The 15,906-nt window shown below is 40.3% G+C and carries 15 protein-coding genes; 3 read left to right on the top strand and 12 right to left on the bottom strand.

Annotation, left to right across the window (positions count from 1 at the left end):
- Positions 1-90: 90 nt before the first annotated feature.
- Genes SALWKB2_RS07485 through gmk form a run of 3 tightly spaced genes read right to left on the bottom strand, consistent with a single transcriptional unit; the run spans position 91 to position 3,500 of the window.
- Positions 91-2,619, bottom strand: coding sequence for a RelA/SpoT family protein (locus SALWKB2_RS07485; protein WP_025331050.1), 2,529 nt, complete (start codon positions 2,617-2,619; stop codon positions 91-93).
- 15 nt (positions 2,620-2,634) lie between these two features.
- The gene (gene rpoZ / locus SALWKB2_RS07480; RefSeq protein ID WP_025331049.1) at positions 2,635-2,838 is read right to left on the bottom strand and encodes a DNA-directed RNA polymerase subunit omega; all 204 of its coding nucleotides are present in this window, start codon (positions 2,836-2,838) and stop codon (positions 2,635-2,637) included.
- A 50-nt stretch (positions 2,839-2,888) separates the two neighbouring features.
- Positions 2,889-3,500: a guanylate kinase gene (gene gmk / locus SALWKB2_RS07475; protein WP_025331048.1), complete on the bottom strand. Its 612-nt coding sequence runs from the start codon at positions 3,498-3,500 to the stop codon at positions 2,889-2,891.
- Positions 3,501-3,657: 157 nt separating this feature from the next.
- On the opposite strand from gmk, the gene SALWKB2_RS07470 reads away from it, so the two are divergent.
- From SALWKB2_RS07470 to SALWKB2_RS07460, 3 genes are all read left to right on the top strand, one after another.
- Entirely contained in the window at positions 3,658-5,283 is a 1,626-nt protein-coding gene (locus SALWKB2_RS07470; RefSeq protein ID WP_025331047.1) for a CTP synthase, read from the top strand.
- A 147-nt stretch (positions 5,284-5,430) separates the two neighbouring features.
- Complete coding sequence (locus tag SALWKB2_RS07465; protein WP_025331046.1) at positions 5,431-5,928, top strand: DUF3465 domain-containing protein; 498 nt, start codon at positions 5,431-5,433, stop codon at positions 5,926-5,928.
- A gap of 72 nt (positions 5,929-6,000) precedes the next feature.
- Entirely contained in the window at positions 6,001-6,576 is a 576-nt protein-coding gene (locus SALWKB2_RS07460) for an HdeD family acid-resistance protein (RefSeq protein WP_025331045.1), read from the top strand.
- A gap of 98 nt (positions 6,577-6,674) precedes the next feature.
- On the opposite strand, the gene SALWKB2_RS07455 is transcribed toward SALWKB2_RS07460, so the two are convergent.
- The 9 genes from SALWKB2_RS07455 to pilM all read right to left on the bottom strand — a co-directional run bounded on the left by SALWKB2_RS07455 (position 6,675) and on the right by pilM (position 15,796).
- A complete protein-coding gene (locus SALWKB2_RS07455) occupies positions 6,675-7,868 on the bottom strand; it encodes an amino acid aminotransferase (protein ID WP_025331044.1) in 1,194 nt (397 codons plus the stop codon).
- A 108-nt stretch (positions 7,869-7,976) separates the two neighbouring features.
- Positions 7,977-8,684, bottom strand: a complete 708-nt coding sequence (trmB, locus tag SALWKB2_RS07450) for a tRNA (guanosine(46)-N7)-methyltransferase TrmB (RefSeq protein WP_025331043.1) — start codon at positions 8,682-8,684, stop codon at positions 7,977-7,979.
- Positions 8,685-8,745: 61 nt separating this feature from the next.
- A complete protein-coding gene (aroB, locus tag SALWKB2_RS07445; RefSeq protein ID WP_025331042.1) occupies positions 8,746-9,828 on the bottom strand; it encodes a 3-dehydroquinate synthase in 1,083 nt (360 codons plus the stop codon).
- Positions 9,829-9,834: 6 nt separating this feature from the next.
- A complete protein-coding gene (locus tag SALWKB2_RS07440) occupies positions 9,835-10,377 on the bottom strand; it encodes a shikimate kinase (RefSeq protein ID WP_037394431.1) in 543 nt (180 codons plus the stop codon).
- A 247-nt stretch (positions 10,378-10,624) separates the two neighbouring features.
- Positions 10,625-12,808, bottom strand: coding sequence for a type IV pilus secretin PilQ (pilQ, locus tag SALWKB2_RS07435; protein ID WP_025331040.1), 2,184 nt, complete (start codon positions 12,806-12,808; stop codon positions 10,625-10,627).
- A gap of 36 nt (positions 12,809-12,844) precedes the next feature.
- Entirely contained in the window at positions 12,845-13,384 is a 540-nt protein-coding gene (locus SALWKB2_RS07430) for a pilus assembly protein PilP (RefSeq protein WP_025331039.1), read from the bottom strand.
- A 51-nt stretch (positions 13,385-13,435) separates the two neighbouring features.
- Positions 13,436-14,086, bottom strand: a complete 651-nt coding sequence (locus tag SALWKB2_RS07425) for a type IV pilus inner membrane component PilO (RefSeq protein WP_025331038.1) — start codon at positions 14,084-14,086, stop codon at positions 13,436-13,438.
- A gap of 14 nt (positions 14,087-14,100) precedes the next feature.
- Positions 14,101-14,748, bottom strand: a complete 648-nt coding sequence (locus SALWKB2_RS07420; RefSeq protein ID WP_025331037.1) for a PilN domain-containing protein — start codon at positions 14,746-14,748, stop codon at positions 14,101-14,103.
- Between the two features lies 1 nt (position 14,749).
- Positions 14,750-15,796: a type IV pilus biogenesis protein PilM gene (gene pilM, locus SALWKB2_RS07415; protein WP_157785022.1), complete on the bottom strand. Its 1,047-nt coding sequence runs from the start codon at positions 15,794-15,796 to the stop codon at positions 14,750-14,752.
- Between the last annotated feature and the right edge of the window lie 110 nt (positions 15,797-15,906).

Below are 15,906 nucleotides of genomic sequence, written 5' to 3'. Positions count from 1 at the left end.
TAAAAATAAGGCAGAATTATGTCTGATTAAATATCGTTCGTCAAGATGATATTTAACGGATATATATGAATATTTATCAGGAAAGATTGTTCAGACGCGGTTTACGCGGCGAATCTGAGGTACAGAGTGCAGATCCCGTGTAATCTGGTTCAGCTGGTCTAAATCTTTTACCTGTAAAACAAAGCGAAATTCGATAAATCCCTCAATTCCCTCAAGTTTTTTCGATGTTGTTTCAACCGACTTGATATCTCCGCCATTGGAGGAAATAGCCTGAGCAATAGTAGCCAGTAAGCCATGACTGTCGATTGCATTCAGACACAGTGTTGTTTGATAGTTGCTTGCCTGCATAATATCCCAGTTAGCATCAAGCTGAAGCTCAGGGTCTGTTTTCAGAATGGTGTTGCAAGTGTCACGATGAATAATGATTCCCTGATCTTTGATTAATAGGGCTTTAATAGTATCGCCGGGAATAGGGTGGCAGCATTTGGCCAGATGAATATGGGTAGATTCATTACCGGTAAGATTAATGGGTGCCAGTTTAATAGTGTTGTTAAAGTGTTCTCCGGCCAGCTCTGCGATGTGCATGGCTATGGAAACCGGTTGCAACAATCCCATACCAACTTCGCACAGGATATTTTCAAAGGAAGTATTTTTCTGTTGTAAATCGGCCAGATATTTATCTTTCAGGCTGTCTGAAAGTAAAACGTTTTCCGGTAACAGGCTGGAGAGTGCTTTTTGTAATAACTTCTCACCCAGACGGATAGCATCTGAGCGATTCATTTTTTTAATCTGGCTGCGAATGGCACTGCGTGCATGGCTGGAAACGGCAAAATCAAGCCATGCCGGGGTAGGATGACCATTGCTGGAGGTAATGATTTCTACTGTATCACCAGTGTGCAGCCGGGTACGTAATGGCATGAGATTGTGATTAATACGTGCTGAAACAGTGCGATTACCAATTCCGGTGTGAACTGCATAAGCAAAATCCACCGGTGTGGCACCTTCCGGTAAGGTAATGATTTTGCCTTTAGGGGTGAAAACGTATACCTCGTTTGGAAACAGATCAGTTTTTACATGTTCAAAGAATTCAATGGCATTGGCACTATGCGCCTGAATATCAAGTATGCTTTGCAGCCATTGATTAGTACGCATCTGAGCCTGATCAAAGCTATTCTGCTCACCATCTTTGTGCATCCAGTAACTGGCTATACCGCGTTCGGCAATGGTATCCATCTCATGTGTACGAATCTGTACTTCAATTGGCAGACCATACGGGCCTACCAGTATGGTATGCAGACTCTGGTAACCATTATTTTTAGGGATGGCGATATAGTCTTTGATTCTTCCCGGCTTAGGCTTGTAAAGATTATGCAGTACGCCTAAAGCGGTATAGCAGGCTGGTATATTATTAACGATAACTCTGAATGCATATATATCCATTACGTCGGCAAAATGGAGATTTTTCCGGCGCATTTTTTCATATATGCTATAAAGATTTTTTTCTCGGCCTCTTACCTGTGCCTCGATATTGGCACTAACCAGACGCTGACTGAATGCGCGCAGTACTTTTCCTACAACGTCACGCCGGTTACGTCGGGATGACTGAATAGCTTTGGCGAGTACTTCATAGCGATGCGGATATAAATGCTTGAATGCCAGGTCTTGTAATTCGCGATAAACATGGTTTAATCCGATGCGATTGGCCAGCTGCGCATAGATTTCCATGGTTTCCTGAGCAATACGTCTTCGGCTGGCTGGTTTTTTTGCTGACAGTGTGCGCATATTGTGCAGCCGGTCTGACAGCTTGACAATGATCACCCGTACGTCCTGAGTCATTGCCATAATAAGCTTGCGGAAACTTTCAGCCTGTGCTTCCTGCTGGCTGTTATATTCCAGTTTTTCCAGTTTAGATAGACCGTCAACCATATTGGCTATGGTTTCTCCGAATACGGCTATAATTTCTTCTTTGGTGGTACCGGTATCTTCCAGCACATCGTGTAATACACCAGCGCATAAAGCCTGAATGTCTACATGCCATTCAGCCAGTTGTGTCGCCACCGCTATGGGGTGGGTAATATAGGGCAGACCACTATTGCGAAACTGTCCCTGATGTGCAGTTGCACCGAATTCGCAGGCTTTGCCAAGTAATCGCAGATCATCTTTTCCGAGGTAGGATGCGGTGTGCAATAATTTATTCTGTGCCTCGGTAATAATGGCATGATAGCTGTTTTCTATTTGCTGCTCGCAGCATTTAAGTTGTGAAGCAATATCTGTATATGCTGAGGTATTAATTTCGTTTAAAATTTTCATCCCCACCTGTCCTAATGCATGGCTTGGCAGGTGAGAGTCTGAAGTACCTAAATCTTCAAAAGCAATTTTGATTAAAACGGCAGCAAGAGCCTGTACTCTGTGCAGATTTTGTGCAAGAGATGTAGTAATGGCAAAACTGCGTTCCAGTAATGCAGTTTTGCCAGTTTTGTCTGCAAGAGAATATATATAGGCGCATGCCTGTTCCAGCAATTCCCAGCGTTCCTGTTTATTCAGATATTCTGTATGTGCGAAAAGATTATCCCGCCATTGGTTTACTGGTGGTTTATAAGGCACGCTGGGGGGGTACATGGCTGTTTGCCTGTATTATTTTTGCTGGTTAAGTAATTCTGTTCCGATTTGTCCGCCGGCAATTTCGCGCAAGGCAATGACAGTCGGTTTATCATGATCTTCTTCGACCAGTGCAGTAGCGCCGTTGGCAAGCTGACGGGCGCGTAAAGCAGCTATCATGGTCAGGTCAAAATGATTCGGAATACGTCCGATACAATCTTCTACAGTGATACGAGCCATAATCTGAGTTCCATTCCTGATATCAGGATAAGTAATAAAAGGTAAATAAATTATTTTTCGGATAAAATTTGTATAATTGTCTGGCTTTGTGCTTTGGCACGCAAGCCAACTGAGCGAATAATCGCCAGCAGGTCATTTTCTGCTTGAGTAATCTCTTCATTAACAATCACATAATCGAATAACAGGCTTTGCTCTATTTCTTCACGTGATTTTTCCAACCGGTAGGCTATTACATCTTCACTATCCGTGCCTCTGTTTCGCAGACGTTCGTTCAGTTCAGCCATTGAAGGAGGCAAAATAAAAATGCTGGTGGCTTCCGGTAATAAACGGCGGATCTGTTCAGCACCCTGCACATCTATTTCCAGAATAACGTTATAGCCCTGTTTTGATAATGACTCAACAGCTTTTAAACTGGTGCCATAATAATTACCATAGACATTTGCATGTTCTATGAAAGCATTGGCAGCAATCATTTGCTCAAATTCATCACGGCTGACAAAATGGTAATGAATGCCATTTTGCTCTCCATCTCGCGGCATTCTGGTGGTGTGGGAGATAGAAATACGGATATCAGGCTGACAGGCACTCAGACGTGAAACCAGAGTGGTTTTGCCTGTTCCGGAAGCGGCGGAAACAATGAAAATATGTCCAGATTGCAACATAATAAAAATTTAGCGGTTACGGTGATTAATTATGCCACAACCGTGATTATTGCGCCAATCTGGAGATAATATTCTTACTCTTTATGCGACTGGGCAGTATCTTTCATTTCATGCTATTTTCGGCTAAAATGCTTAATTCAATTTCCTGCTGATTGTCATGACCAAGTTTATTTTTGTAACTGGCGGTGTGGTCTCTTCACTGGGTAAAGGCATTGCCGCTGCGTCTACTGCTGCTATTTTAGAATCCCGTGGTTTAAAAGTAACCATGCTCAAACTGGATCCGTATATTAATGTTGATCCGGGTACAATGAGTCCTTTTCAGCATGGGGAAGTATTTGTTACTGATGATGGTGCTGAAACAGATCTGGATCTCGGGCATTACGAGCGCTTTATTGATGCTACAATGCAAAAGCGCAATAATTTTACATCCGGCCAGGTGTATGAAAGTGTAATTCATAAAGAGCGCCGCGGTGATTATCTGGGGGGTACGGTTCAGGTTATTCCCCACATTACTGATGAAATCAAACGCAAAATTCATGAAGGTGCTGCCGGTTTCGATGTGGCGATTGTCGAAATCGGGGGTACAGTAGGTGATATTGAGTCTTTGCCTTTTCTAGAAGCCATCAGACAAATGCGCAGCCAGCAGGGACGAAGCAATACTCTTTTTGTTCATCTTTCCTATGTACCGTATATTGCGGCCGCAGGTGAGATAAAAACCAAACCGACCCAGCATTCCGTTAAAGAATTACGTGAAATCGGCATTCAGCCGGATGTACTTATCTGCCGTATGGACCGGCCGATGCCGGAAGAAGAAAAACGTAAGATCGCTTTATTCTGTAATGTTGAAGAGCGTGCGGTTATAAGCTGTTATGATGTTAATAGCATTTATGAAGTGCCGGCAATGCTTCATGATCAGGGTATTGACAATATTATCTGTGAGCAGCTGCAACTTAATGTTCAGCAGGCCGATCTGACTGCATGGAATAAGATTGTTTATTTAGTACAACATCCGAAACACAAAGTAAAAATTGCCATGGTCGGCAAATATGTCGATTTAACTGAATCATATAAATCTTTGTCGGAAGCTTTAAAGCATGCCGGTATTCAGACCGAAACTGAAGTAGATATTCATTATATAGATAGTGAAGCTCTGGAAACAGAAGGAACGGCCTGCTTAGAAGATATGGATGCCATACTGGTTCCCGGTGGTTTCGGTACGCGTGGTGTTGAAGGAAAAATCGCTGCTGTTCGTTATGCGCGTGAAAAGCAAATTCCTTATCTGGGTATCTGCCTGGGCATGCAAATCGCGCTGATTGAATATGCACGTGATGTGGCTAATCTGGATGGAGCCAATTCAACTGAATTTGATCTGAAAACCCAGCATCCTGTTGTTGCTTTGATTAGTGAGTGGCAAGACAGGGACGGGCAGATTGAAAAGCGTGATGTTAATACTAATCTTGGCGGTACGATGCGTTTAGGCGCACAAGAAGTTAAACTGGCTGACGGCTCATTGGCGAGAAACATTTATGGTAATGAGTTGATTCGCGAGCGTCATCGTCATCGTTATGAAGTTAATAACTATTATGTGCCACAGTTAGAACAGGCTGGTTTGGTTATTGGCGGTGTATCTACCGGACATGAGCGTTTGGTTGAAACAATTGAATTACCGAATCACCCTTGGTTTTTCGCTTGTCAGTTTCATCCTGAGTTTACTTCAACACCAAAAAATGGCCATCCTTTGTTTACAGCCTTTATTAAAGCAGCATTAGCTTATAAAAAATAAATTATTATAGTTTTTATTAGAATCAGGCTATCCGAGTGCTCGGATAGCCTGATTTTTTTATTTATATCAACATTAATTTTGCTAACGCTGATTACATTTTGTATGATGAAATAAATTGTTACTAATTGCACATCAAAATTTTTACTTATGAAGAAAGTAATTTTGCTGGTTATTGTGGCGCTGGGATTATGGTTGTGGTTGCAAAGCACAACAGACGAACGGCCAAAAAGTCAGGCACAGGAACAGGTAATTAATTCTTTTAAATCTATGCGGCATAGTTTTACTGCTGCACCTGCTGCAAGTAATCCAAAGGAAAGTGTGTCGATTGAGCAAGCTCAAAAAGAAAATCTTGATAAAGTACAGGTATATGGAGAAGGTAAAGTTATTAAAACATTACCTGATGATAATAAAGGCAGTCGTCATCAGCGTTTTATACTGCGTACAGGTACAGATAGTACGGTTTTAATAGTGCATAATATTGATATAGCGCCGAGGCTGAATGATTTGCAGCGTGATGACACAGTTGGCTTTTCAGGTGAATATATCAGTAACAACCGTGGCGGATTAGTCCATTGGACACACCATGATCCAAAGCATCGGCATTATGATGGCTGGCTGTTATATAAAAATAAGCGTTATCAATAGCAATCGTTTATTGATATCTTATCCATTAATATTTTATCATTTAGAAATGGACATTTAATTAAAGGAAATATTGTGAATAATTTTACATTTCGCAGTCCGTTAGCTAATTTACTTTCAAAAAATTGGTGGATAGTACTTTTACGTGGGATTGCTGCATTGATTTTTGGGTTGCTAACGTGGTTCTATCCATTCATAACTATAATGGTCATGGTTATATTCTTCGGTGTTTATGCTTTAATAGATGGTGTAATGGGCGTAATCATTTCTATTAATGGTCGAAAAAGTCATCAGGATTGGTGGTTAATGCTGATTTGGGGTATTGTAAGTATTCTGGCCGGTATCCTGACATTTTTTGTTCCGGGAATTACCTGGCTGGTTTTAATTACATTTATTGCTGCTTGGGCTTTGATATCCGGTATATTCCAAATTATAACTGCAATACGTCTTCGCAAAACTCTTCAGGGTGAATGGTGGATGATTATTGCCGGTATCTTATCGGTTTTGGTGGGTGTTATTCTGTTAATTGATCCAGTGCAGGGCGGTATAGCATTAACCTGGGTAATTGGTGTTTATGCAGCATTATTCGGTGTCATGAATATTGCATTGGCTTTCCGGTTACGCCGGTTTGCTATTCATCAAGTCAATTAAGAAATTTACTTTGTAATTGAATTTATTGTGTTGGTAATACAAATAATGAAACTGGCTGACTAGTTAATAATCAGCCAGTTTCAATGTTCAGACACTAATTACTTTAATACAGCAACCATTGCATTGGCTACGTATTCTATATTACTGCTATTTAATCCAGCCATGCACATACGACCATTTTCAACCATATATACACCAAATTCGCTTTTCAGACGTTCAACTTGCTGCGGATTCAGACCAGTGAAGCTGAACATACCCCGTTGTTTTACAAAATAGCTGAAATCGCGCTCTGGGAATTTTGCTTGTAAGACTTCATGCAAACGGCTGCGCATAGCGCGAATACGATCGCGCATCATATAGACTTCCTGTTCCCACTGCTTGAATAATTGACTATTGTTCATTACACGGTCAACGACATGACCGCCGTGAGCAGGAGGGCTTGAATATAAACGGCGTACAGTAAATTTAAGCTGACTTTGTACAAGACGGGCTTCTTCAGCTGTCGGGCAGACAATACTCAGACCACCCACTCGCTCGCCGTACATTGAAAGATTTTTAGAAAAAGAGTTGCTGATATAAACACATAAGCCTAAATCAACAGCTTTACGAATAGCATAGGTATCGGTTTCTATATCGTCACCAAAGCCCTGATATGCTATATCCATAAAAGGGATAAGCTGTTTTTGTTTGATAATCTCAAGCAGCTCATCCCATTGTTCTTGGCTTGGATCTACACCAGTGGGATTATGGCAGCATGGATGTAACAAAATAATATTGCCTGCATCCAGTTGCTGAAGGAATTGTTTTAATTCTGTAAATTTAATGCCAATTGTTTCAGGATCATAGTAGGGGTATTTTAGTACCTCTATACCTGTACCCTCAAAAATACTGATGTGGTTACCCCAGGTAGGATTGCTGACATAAACTTTTGCCTGAGGAAACCAGCGGTGAATAAATTCAGCACCGACGCGCAGTGCACCAGAACCACCAAGGCTGGCAATGGTAGCAACTCGTGCACTTTTAATAGCTTCATGTTCACTGCCAAGTAATAATTTCTGGCAGGCCTGGCGATAACCGGGCAGTCCGTCCATAGGCAGGTAATCATGTGGTAAATTTTCTTTAACCAGTTGCGATTCTACGGTGCTAACGCATTCCAGTACCGGGACATGGCCGGTATCATCATAATAAACGCCAACACCCAAATTTACTTTCTGATTACGTGAATCTTGTTTGTATTGATCCATCAGACCCAGAATGGGATCGCCCGGATAGTATTCGACATTCTGAAACATCTCAGTTCCTTAGAAGACAGCAATATTATTTAACAGAAAAAAGAATTGCCGCAATGCAATCAGGTTGATTGTACCTTAAATGTCTTTACTTTTTATTAATTCTTGATGTTATTTTTTTACAAAAATCAAATCCCACACACCGTGTCCCAGACGTTTTCCGCGTGCTTCAAATTTAGTTTCCGGACGGTAGGCCGGAGTGGCAGCAAAATCTTCAGCAGTATTTTGTAAATCAGGGAAGCCGGATAGCACTTCAAGCATCTGATCGGCATATTCCTGCCAGTCGGTAGCCAAATGGATATAGCCGTTTGGTTTCAGTTTGGGAAGTAATTGGGCAATAAAAGGTATCTGAATCAGACGTCGTTTATTATGGCGTTTTTTATGCCATGGATCAGGAAAGAAAATATGAATCCCATGCAAACTATTATCATGGAGCATGTAATTGACGACTTCCACCGCATCGTGGCGCATCACCCGTATATTCTGAATATTTTGTTCCTGAATCAGTTTTAGCAGATTACCTACGCCCGGACCGTGTACATCAATAGCCAGAAAATCACACTCAGGCAGGTTTTGGGCAATTGCAGCTGTTGCTACTCCCATCCCAAAGCCAATTTCCAGAATTTTTGGTGAAGGACGATTGAAGATGATATCTAAATCAATTTGATTTTGGTTAAAATCAATACCAAACAGTGGCCATTGAGTATCAATGGCACGCTGCTGGGCAGCTGTCATATGGCCTTGACGAAGAACAAAACTGCGGATGCTGCGCTTATGATCGTGATTATTTTCCGCCTGGAGATCGGATTGATTAGTCATACTTTATCTTGTGTTTAATGTAAAAGTCGATGATAGAATTAGGCGCAGATTCTAACATGCTTCACAAGATATAGGGTTTCAGAGTTGTGGCTAGTGTTTCGGTTACAATATCATCAGCTATCATTGCCTGCCCAAGTTGTTTGAGTGCAACAAAACGTAATTTTCCATCAATTACTTTTTTATCATGGCTCATATGTCCAAGCCATGCCTTAAGTGACATCGCCGGAGGGAGAACGGGTAGCTTGGCCTGATTTAATAATGCAATAACACGCTCCGTATCTTTTTTGTTCAAATAACCCAGTTGCTCAGATAAACGGCAGGCAAGTACTGTACCGGCAGCCACAGCTTCTCCATGCAGCCAATTACCATAACCCATTTCTGCTTCGATGGCATGGCCGAATGTATGTCCCAGATTTAAATAAGCACGGATACCGGCTTCTTTTTCATCGGCACCCACAATTTCAGCTTTCATCTGACAGCAACGATAAACGGCTTCAGCTAGTATTGATGGATTCTGTGCCATTAATGCGGTGATGTTATTTTCCAGCCATTGAAGAAATTCGATATCACCTAATACGGCATACTTGATTACTTCTGCTAAACCGGCAGAAAACTCACGTGCTGGTAATGTTTGCAAACTGTTTAAGTCAATAAATACGGCTTGGGGCTGATAAAACGCTCCAATCATATTTTTTCCTAAAGGATGATTGATTGCTGTTTTACCGCCAACAGATGAATCTACCTGACTGAGCAGTGTTGTAGGAATCTGGATAAAAGGTGCGCCGCGCTGATAGGTCGCAGCGGCAAAACCAACCATATCGCCAATTACACCTCCTCCTAAAGCCAATAAGGTGGTTTGGCGTTCGGCACGGTTTTGCATCAAACCATCATAAATTAAATTGAGAGTTTCCCAATTTTTATACCGTTCTCCATCTGGCAGAATAATACTGAAATATTCATAGCCTGCCTGATTCATGATTTGCTGCCATTGAGGTAGATACAATTCAGCAACGGTTACATTGGTAACAATAACAATCTTATGATTTAAATAAGGAGCAAGAATATTTTGTGCGGATTTCAGCAGATCACTGCCAATAAATATCGGGTATTGGTGTGATGCAGTTGCAACAGAAAGGGTATACATGATGGGTTATAAAAGAGAGAGTTGTTGAGAGGGGTATCGCAATAATCGAATTAATCGATTAATAGTCCTGGAGCTATAAGGACTGTCTACATCTATTATGGTATGGGCTGTTGCACGATAGATAGGATCACGTACGGTATACAGCTCTTGCAATTTTGCCAGAGGATCAGAAACTTGAAGTAGTGGTCGGTTTTTGTCGTGCTGAATTCTACTTAACAGTATTTCTGGTTGTGCATGTAGATAAACAACGTGACCATTTTGTTGCAGTTTAAGTCGGTTTTCGATTTGTAAAATAGTACCGCCACCAGTGGCAATAACAATATTTTTTTGCTGCACTAGCTCGCTGATAATGGCCGCTTCCCGAAACCGAAAACCGGCTTCTCCTTCAACTTCAAAAATAGTGGGAATAGATACGCCAGTACGTTCACATATTACTTGATCGCTATCATAAAAATCGCGATGTAATTTTGTTGCCAGTTGTTTACCAAGAGTAGTTTTGCCTGCTCCCATCAAACCGATCAGAATCAGATTGCCAGCTATATTATCCATGTCTGTTATTGTAACTGAGAGCTGTAGTTTATGCATTAGTAAACTGATGTGGATACTTGATGAATAGCTTAATCTGTAAATGAGTATATTTCTGTTTTTTTAACTTTAAAAAATAATAGTGAGAAAAGTAGTTATATTGGATAAATAGAAAATATAACTTTATTAAATATTTTCTCCTTATCAGTATTTAATAATTAAAAAGCCAGCCTGTTTTACAGGCTGGCTAAGTTTTTGGTGAAAAGGTTAATTAATATTTCAAAGGTGCGCTGGAAGAATCAACTACCCGAGGTGTAATGAAAACAAGTAATTCATTACGTTGCTGGGTATTCTTTCTGTGTTTAAATAAATTACCAATGCCCGGAATATCACCTAATAAAGGTACTTTATCTATACTATTTTCATTATTTTCATTGTAAATGCCGCCAATGATTAATGTTCCGCCATTTTCAATCATGGTCTGAGTAACAACATTGCGTTTTTGCATACAGATGTCGCCTGAACGAAGTACATCCGGTGCGACATTTGAACAGGCAATCGGACGATCATTCTGTACATTCAATGTCATAATGATATTGCCGTCAGGAGTAATCTGTGGTGTTACCTTCAACCCCAAGACAGCATCTTTGAAACTGGTTGAGGTGGCGCCGCTTGAAGTAGCTTCCTGGTACGGCACTTCATAACCCGATTCAATTTTGGCTTCTTTACGGTCCTGAGTTAATACACGGGGTGAAGAAATAATTTTGGTTTTACCTTGAGCCTGCGATGCTGAAAGTTCCAAAGCTAACGCACCTGAAGCAAATTTATGTACCCAGGATACAACGGAAGTAGGATTAGTTACACCCAGATTAATATTTGGAAATCCAAGTTCAAAATTCGGATAACGGGTCGTACCTTTACTATCATCCTGAAGAGAAACTGTACCGCCAATATCAGTATGGGTAGTTCCTCTAGTATAACCGAACTTGGTACCTAATTCACGCGCGAAACTATCTGTAGTTTCAACAATTCTTGCTTCAATTAATACTTGCTGAGAAGAAATATCAACCTGAGCTATCAGTTTTTCAAATTTTTTAATTACACTACTAATATCAGTAATAATTAAAGTGTTAGTTGCCGGATCGAGTAAGGCACTACCGCGAGAACTCAGAATACTTTTACTATCGTTTGAGCTACCGTCATCTGACAAATGCAATATTTTTTTAAAGTCCTCTACACTGCGGTATTTGAGCTGGAACGTCTGAGAAATTAACGGACCTAAATCATCCAGTTTCTTTTGTTGTTCAAGAGAGGCTGTATCTCTGGACATGAATTCATCACGCGGAGCAATATTGATAACATTTCCTTCACGGCGCATATCAAGATTTCGTGTTTCCATAACCAGATTCAGAGCCTGATCCCAGGGAACATCTTTCAATGAAATGGTCATTTTGCCTTGAACGCTGTCACTGGCAACGATGTTCATGCCGGATTCTTTTGCCAGAATTTGTAAAATAGTGCGGACATCAATATCCTGAAAATCCAGAGATACGCGTTTACCTTTAAATGATTTATTATTAGCTTGTATTCCCTTATTTTCTACATCAAATTTGCGTGAAATCTGCAGGACAAGATTATTGCCGCTTGTCATTTGAGTATAGTCCCAGTCACCCTGCATCTGAATGCTAACTTCAGTGTCGTTACCGATTCTGCGTAAACGTATGGCTCGTACCGGTGTACTGAAATCGGTAACATCTAAGTTACGTTGCTGTTCAGTTAATAAGGGAACATTTTTATAGGTTAAAGTAAGAGTCGCTGCGTTACTTTTAATGGTAGGCTGTGCTTTACCATTCAGTCCGATAATGGAAACCACACCATTACCGTTTTTTCCTTTCTGGAAATCTACATTAACCGGCACCGGATCAGCAACATTGTAGGCACTATCAGCTGCACTGGAAGTCTGACGGTTAACTACTTGTTCAGTTATATTAGATGCCGGATAAGGTGCATTGAATACCGGAGCAGGATCGGCAGGAACAGGAGCTTGTTTATTTTTTGCTTTGTTTTTAACCGGAAGCGGGTCTTGTACATAAACCCAGACTTCATTACCTTTTATGGTTGCATTATATTGTGCTGCTTTTGATAATGAAAGCATGATACGTGTTCGGTCGGCTGTCTGACCAGCTTCAATTTGCTGTAATACAGGATCATCAAATTTGAGCAGATTCTGCGGTACGGTTAAACCGGTACTCGCAAAATCCAGTGCAATACGTGCAGGATTTTCGGTTGTAAATCCTCTCGGTAGTGCCGGGTCTTTATCAAAATGAATTTTAATCAATCGTTGTTGATTTTGCAGTGCACCAACATTAATAGCAGTAATATTTCCTGCCATTATACTCTGACTCAGTAAACCCAGACCCAGAGTGGATAAAATAGATATGGTTTTAATTTTCATATTTGGTACCTTTTATTCTTAAATGGGTTACTTGTATCAGTCGTCTTGTTCGGATGTTTCCGCTGAGGCGCTGTCTGCAGCCTGTAAAGGTAAGCTGGCACGATGTGTTGTCCAATTACCGTACGAGTCTTCAACTAATTCTGTAATAACAATTTCATCTTGCGTTATTGCTGTAATACGTCCGAAGCTTTGTCCGAGATAATTTCCCACATTAACGGTATATACATGTCCGTTTGCAGAAATAAATGCGGAAGGAGCTTTACCTGCACCCTTTATCAATCCAACGTAATGTAATTCATCTAATGAGAAATTTTCCAGAATTTGTTTAGGCCGGTTTAAATCTGGTGCATTCGAACCCTGAACCCCGGCTTTAAATCTTGCCGGATCAAAAATATTCAGTTTTGGTTGTACAGGTGGAGTATAAGTTGGCTGAATATTTAACTTGGTTTCATTGGGTTTAACATTTTGAGTTTTTACCTGCTGTCTGGTGTTTTGCATCCATTCATCTAAATCTTCATTTGCTGAAGAACAGGCACCTAATGCGAAAAGACCAAGAAAAAGTAAATATTTATTCATAATTTATCCGTTGCATATATGTTATAAAGTACTGTTTTACAGAAACTAGGCTTATTTTTTATCATTGTTCTGTGCTTTTATTTCTGCATCGGTTAGTGCTTTATAGGTATTGGCAACCGCGTTCAAAGTAAGCGTATTATCTTTTTCATTCCGTTTGATAACAATTGAGTTTAACGTTACGATTCGTGATAATTTTCCTACATCGCGGAGAAACTGGCTAATCTGATTGTAATTGCCTGTCAGGGTAATGTTGTAAGGTAATGTTTGAATTACCTGCAGTTCAGACTTTTTGTCAGTTTGATTATCTGATTCAGTATTTTGGACCTGAGCAGGTGTTACACTGTCCATATTTAGTCCGTTTTTGGTTGCGCATTCATGTAATTCCTGAATCAGATTCGGAATTTCAGCCTGTGTTGGCAACTGCTTTAATAATATATTAAATGAGCCATTAATAGAATCCAGTTCTGCTTTTAAAGCATCCAGATGAGCTGCCTGTCTACTTTTTTCCGTATATGTCTGTTTCAGTGTTTCCTCTTCCTGCCGCAGCTGACTGATTTGTTCATTCAAACCACTGTAAACAAAGAAGTAGGCGAGAATTAGAATAATAACAATGATTGCTCCGGCAATACCTAATTGTATAGGCTTACTTTGCTGAGGTAGGGAGTTTAAATTAATTGCTTTCAAATCAATATTTTTTGCCATGTTCAACTGCTCCTTCAGTTTGATGCGGCTGCTGCATCAGACGCTGCCTCATTTTGATCTGCAGTATCTCTTGGGATTGGATTAGTATTCTGATTTGCCTGAGTAATGTCATATGGTTGCCCAATATTGCTATTCAGAGAAATACGAATGCTGAATTCTTGTACATTATTTACCCGTTTAATATTGAGTAATTCTGGAGTGCTGAATAATTGTCCTGGTATTGCATTCATAAATGCAGCAGTTTTAGCGTCACTGAATGCTTTACCATTGACTATGTAGGTAGAGGAATTCTGAGCTTCAATACTGGTTATGTACAATCCCATAGGTGCTACGGTATTTAATGTATCCAGTATACGCGCGGCTTCAAATCGTTTGTTTGATAGTTCTTCAACTTTTTCCTGTCGCGCGATAAAGTTCTTACGTTCTTCCTGCAGCTTGGAAATTTCTGCTATTTCTGAATCCAGTTTTTTAATACCGTTCTCTAAAACCAGATTACGGCTTTCCTGGCTGCTTACTCTGCTTTCAACAGCCAGATAGCCGAGGAAAGCCAGACCGAACCCAATTAGAGCAGCTCCGGCTAATAATGTCTGAAATTGCTTTTTTTGCTTGGCTTGTAATGCTTCGCGGTAAGGCAGCAGGTTAATTTTTAATAAAGGTAACATCTTATAATCCTCTTATAGCCAGACCAAATGGAACGGTTAATAAACTGCTGTCTTGAAGTAATTTCGTCTGTGGGATGTTATCACTTGGCTGTGCCAGTAATACAGGGTTGATTTGCTGTGCAGGTATACGTGTTTGCTGAGTAATATTTTCAGTAAATTCATTAGCACCTTTATTGCCATAGCCGAAAATCAGGATTTCATCAATTTCATTTTCCTGACTGGCTGAAGTAAAGTAAAACTGCAATACCCTCTGTATTTCCTGAATAAACTGTTGCTGGAACGGCTGTGCCACAGCTGTATTGTAATCTTCAGGTTTGGATGGATTATAAAGCATGTCCCATGCTTCTTCTTCGGTAAACTGATAATTGCGTCTTAAAGACTGCATCAAATGATCATAGCCAAGATTAATTTCCTGTTTGTAGAGTAACTTACCGTGGCACATGATAATTGCCTGAGTTTCACTGTAATCAATGTTGAAGACAGCAACACATTTATTGGTAAGTTCCGGTTGTCTAAAATTAATCCATGTGATGGCACTATTCATTATCGCCATTAAATCTACATCCATCTGGCTGGGTATTATTCCGGCATCAGTATAGACATCCATCAGTATATTTACATCATCCCGCTTACCATTAACCAGCAAAAGACATTCTTTTCCCTGATCGTTTGTATCAATCTTCTGATAATCATAACTGACTTCATCCAGAGAGTCATATTGACTCAGTTCAGCCATAATTTGTTCTTCTTCGGTATACTCTGTATCCAGATCACGGTCGAGGAATTGGACTGACACCTGCTTTTGTGAAATTGCCGCTGTAATGTTCCGGCAATTACTTTGTAGTTTTTGTTTTGCCTGTTGTAGGTAAGCAACAAGTTCTTCATGATTTTCTATACTGCCATTACCTACAATATTTTTTGGTAGAGGGACAACAACGTATTTTTCGAGACGAAATTGATTTAAACTGCGTGCATTTAATAGCACCATATTAATGCTTTTATCAGTAATACTGATACCAAGACTTTGTCTCGAGGATGTTGTGGCCACCTTCTTATTCTTTGAATTTATTTTGAAATTATTCAGTTTCATGAAAGGGCTTTCTGTCTGTTTATCAAACGGGTAATGTCGGGTGTTGAAAATTACTGTTCTGTGTTGCT

Source organism: Snodgrassella alvi wkB2 (assembly GCF_000600005.1).
GTDB lineage: Bacteria > Pseudomonadota > Gammaproteobacteria > Burkholderiales > Neisseriaceae > Snodgrassella > Snodgrassella alvi.
This window is presented reverse-complemented; position numbering and strand designations above follow the sequence as displayed.

Bases quoted from the DNA above. Each gene is read 5' to 3' on its own strand.
- SALWKB2_RS07440 (WP_037394431.1), bottom strand. From the start codon at position 10,377: ATGGATAATATAGCTGGCAATCTGATTCTGATCGGTTTGATGGGAGCA.
- SALWKB2_RS07425 (WP_025331038.1), bottom strand. From the start codon at position 14,086: ATGGCAAAAAATATTGATTTGAAAGCAATTAATTTAAACTCCCTACCT.
- SALWKB2_RS07470 (WP_025331047.1), top strand. From the start codon at position 3,658: ATGACCAAGTTTATTTTTGTAACTGGCGGTGTGGTCTCTTCACTGGGT.
- aroB (WP_025331042.1), bottom strand. From the start codon at position 9,828: ATGTATACCCTTTCTGTTGCAACTGCATCACACCAATACCCGATATTT.
- SALWKB2_RS07430 (WP_025331039.1), bottom strand. From the start codon at position 13,384: ATGAATAAATATTTACTTTTTCTTGGTCTTTTCGCATTAGGTGCCTGT.
- trmB (WP_025331043.1), bottom strand. From the start codon at position 8,684: ATGACTAATCAATCCGATCTCCAGGCGGAAAATAATCACGATCATAAG.
- gmk (WP_025331048.1), bottom strand. From the start codon at position 3,500: ATGTTGCAATCTGGACATATTTTCATTGTTTCCGCCGCTTCCGGAACA.
- pilQ (WP_025331040.1), bottom strand. From the start codon at position 12,808: ATGAAAATTAAAACCATATCTATTTTATCCACTCTGGGTCTGGGTTTA.
- SALWKB2_RS07420 (WP_025331037.1), bottom strand. From the start codon at position 14,748: ATGTTACCTTTATTAAAAATTAACCTGCTGCCTTACCGCGAAGCATTA.
- SALWKB2_RS07465 (WP_025331046.1), top strand. From the start codon at position 5,431: ATGAAGAAAGTAATTTTGCTGGTTATTGTGGCGCTGGGATTATGGTTG.
- SALWKB2_RS07455 (WP_025331044.1), bottom strand. From the start codon at position 7,868: ATGTTTCAGAATGTCGAATACTATCCGGGCGATCCCATTCTGGGTCTG.
- SALWKB2_RS07485 (WP_025331050.1), bottom strand. From the start codon at position 2,619: ATGTACCCCCCCAGCGTGCCTTATAAACCACCAGTAAACCAATGGCGG.
- rpoZ (WP_025331049.1), bottom strand. From the start codon at position 2,838: ATGGCTCGTATCACTGTAGAAGATTGTATCGGACGTATTCCGAATCAT.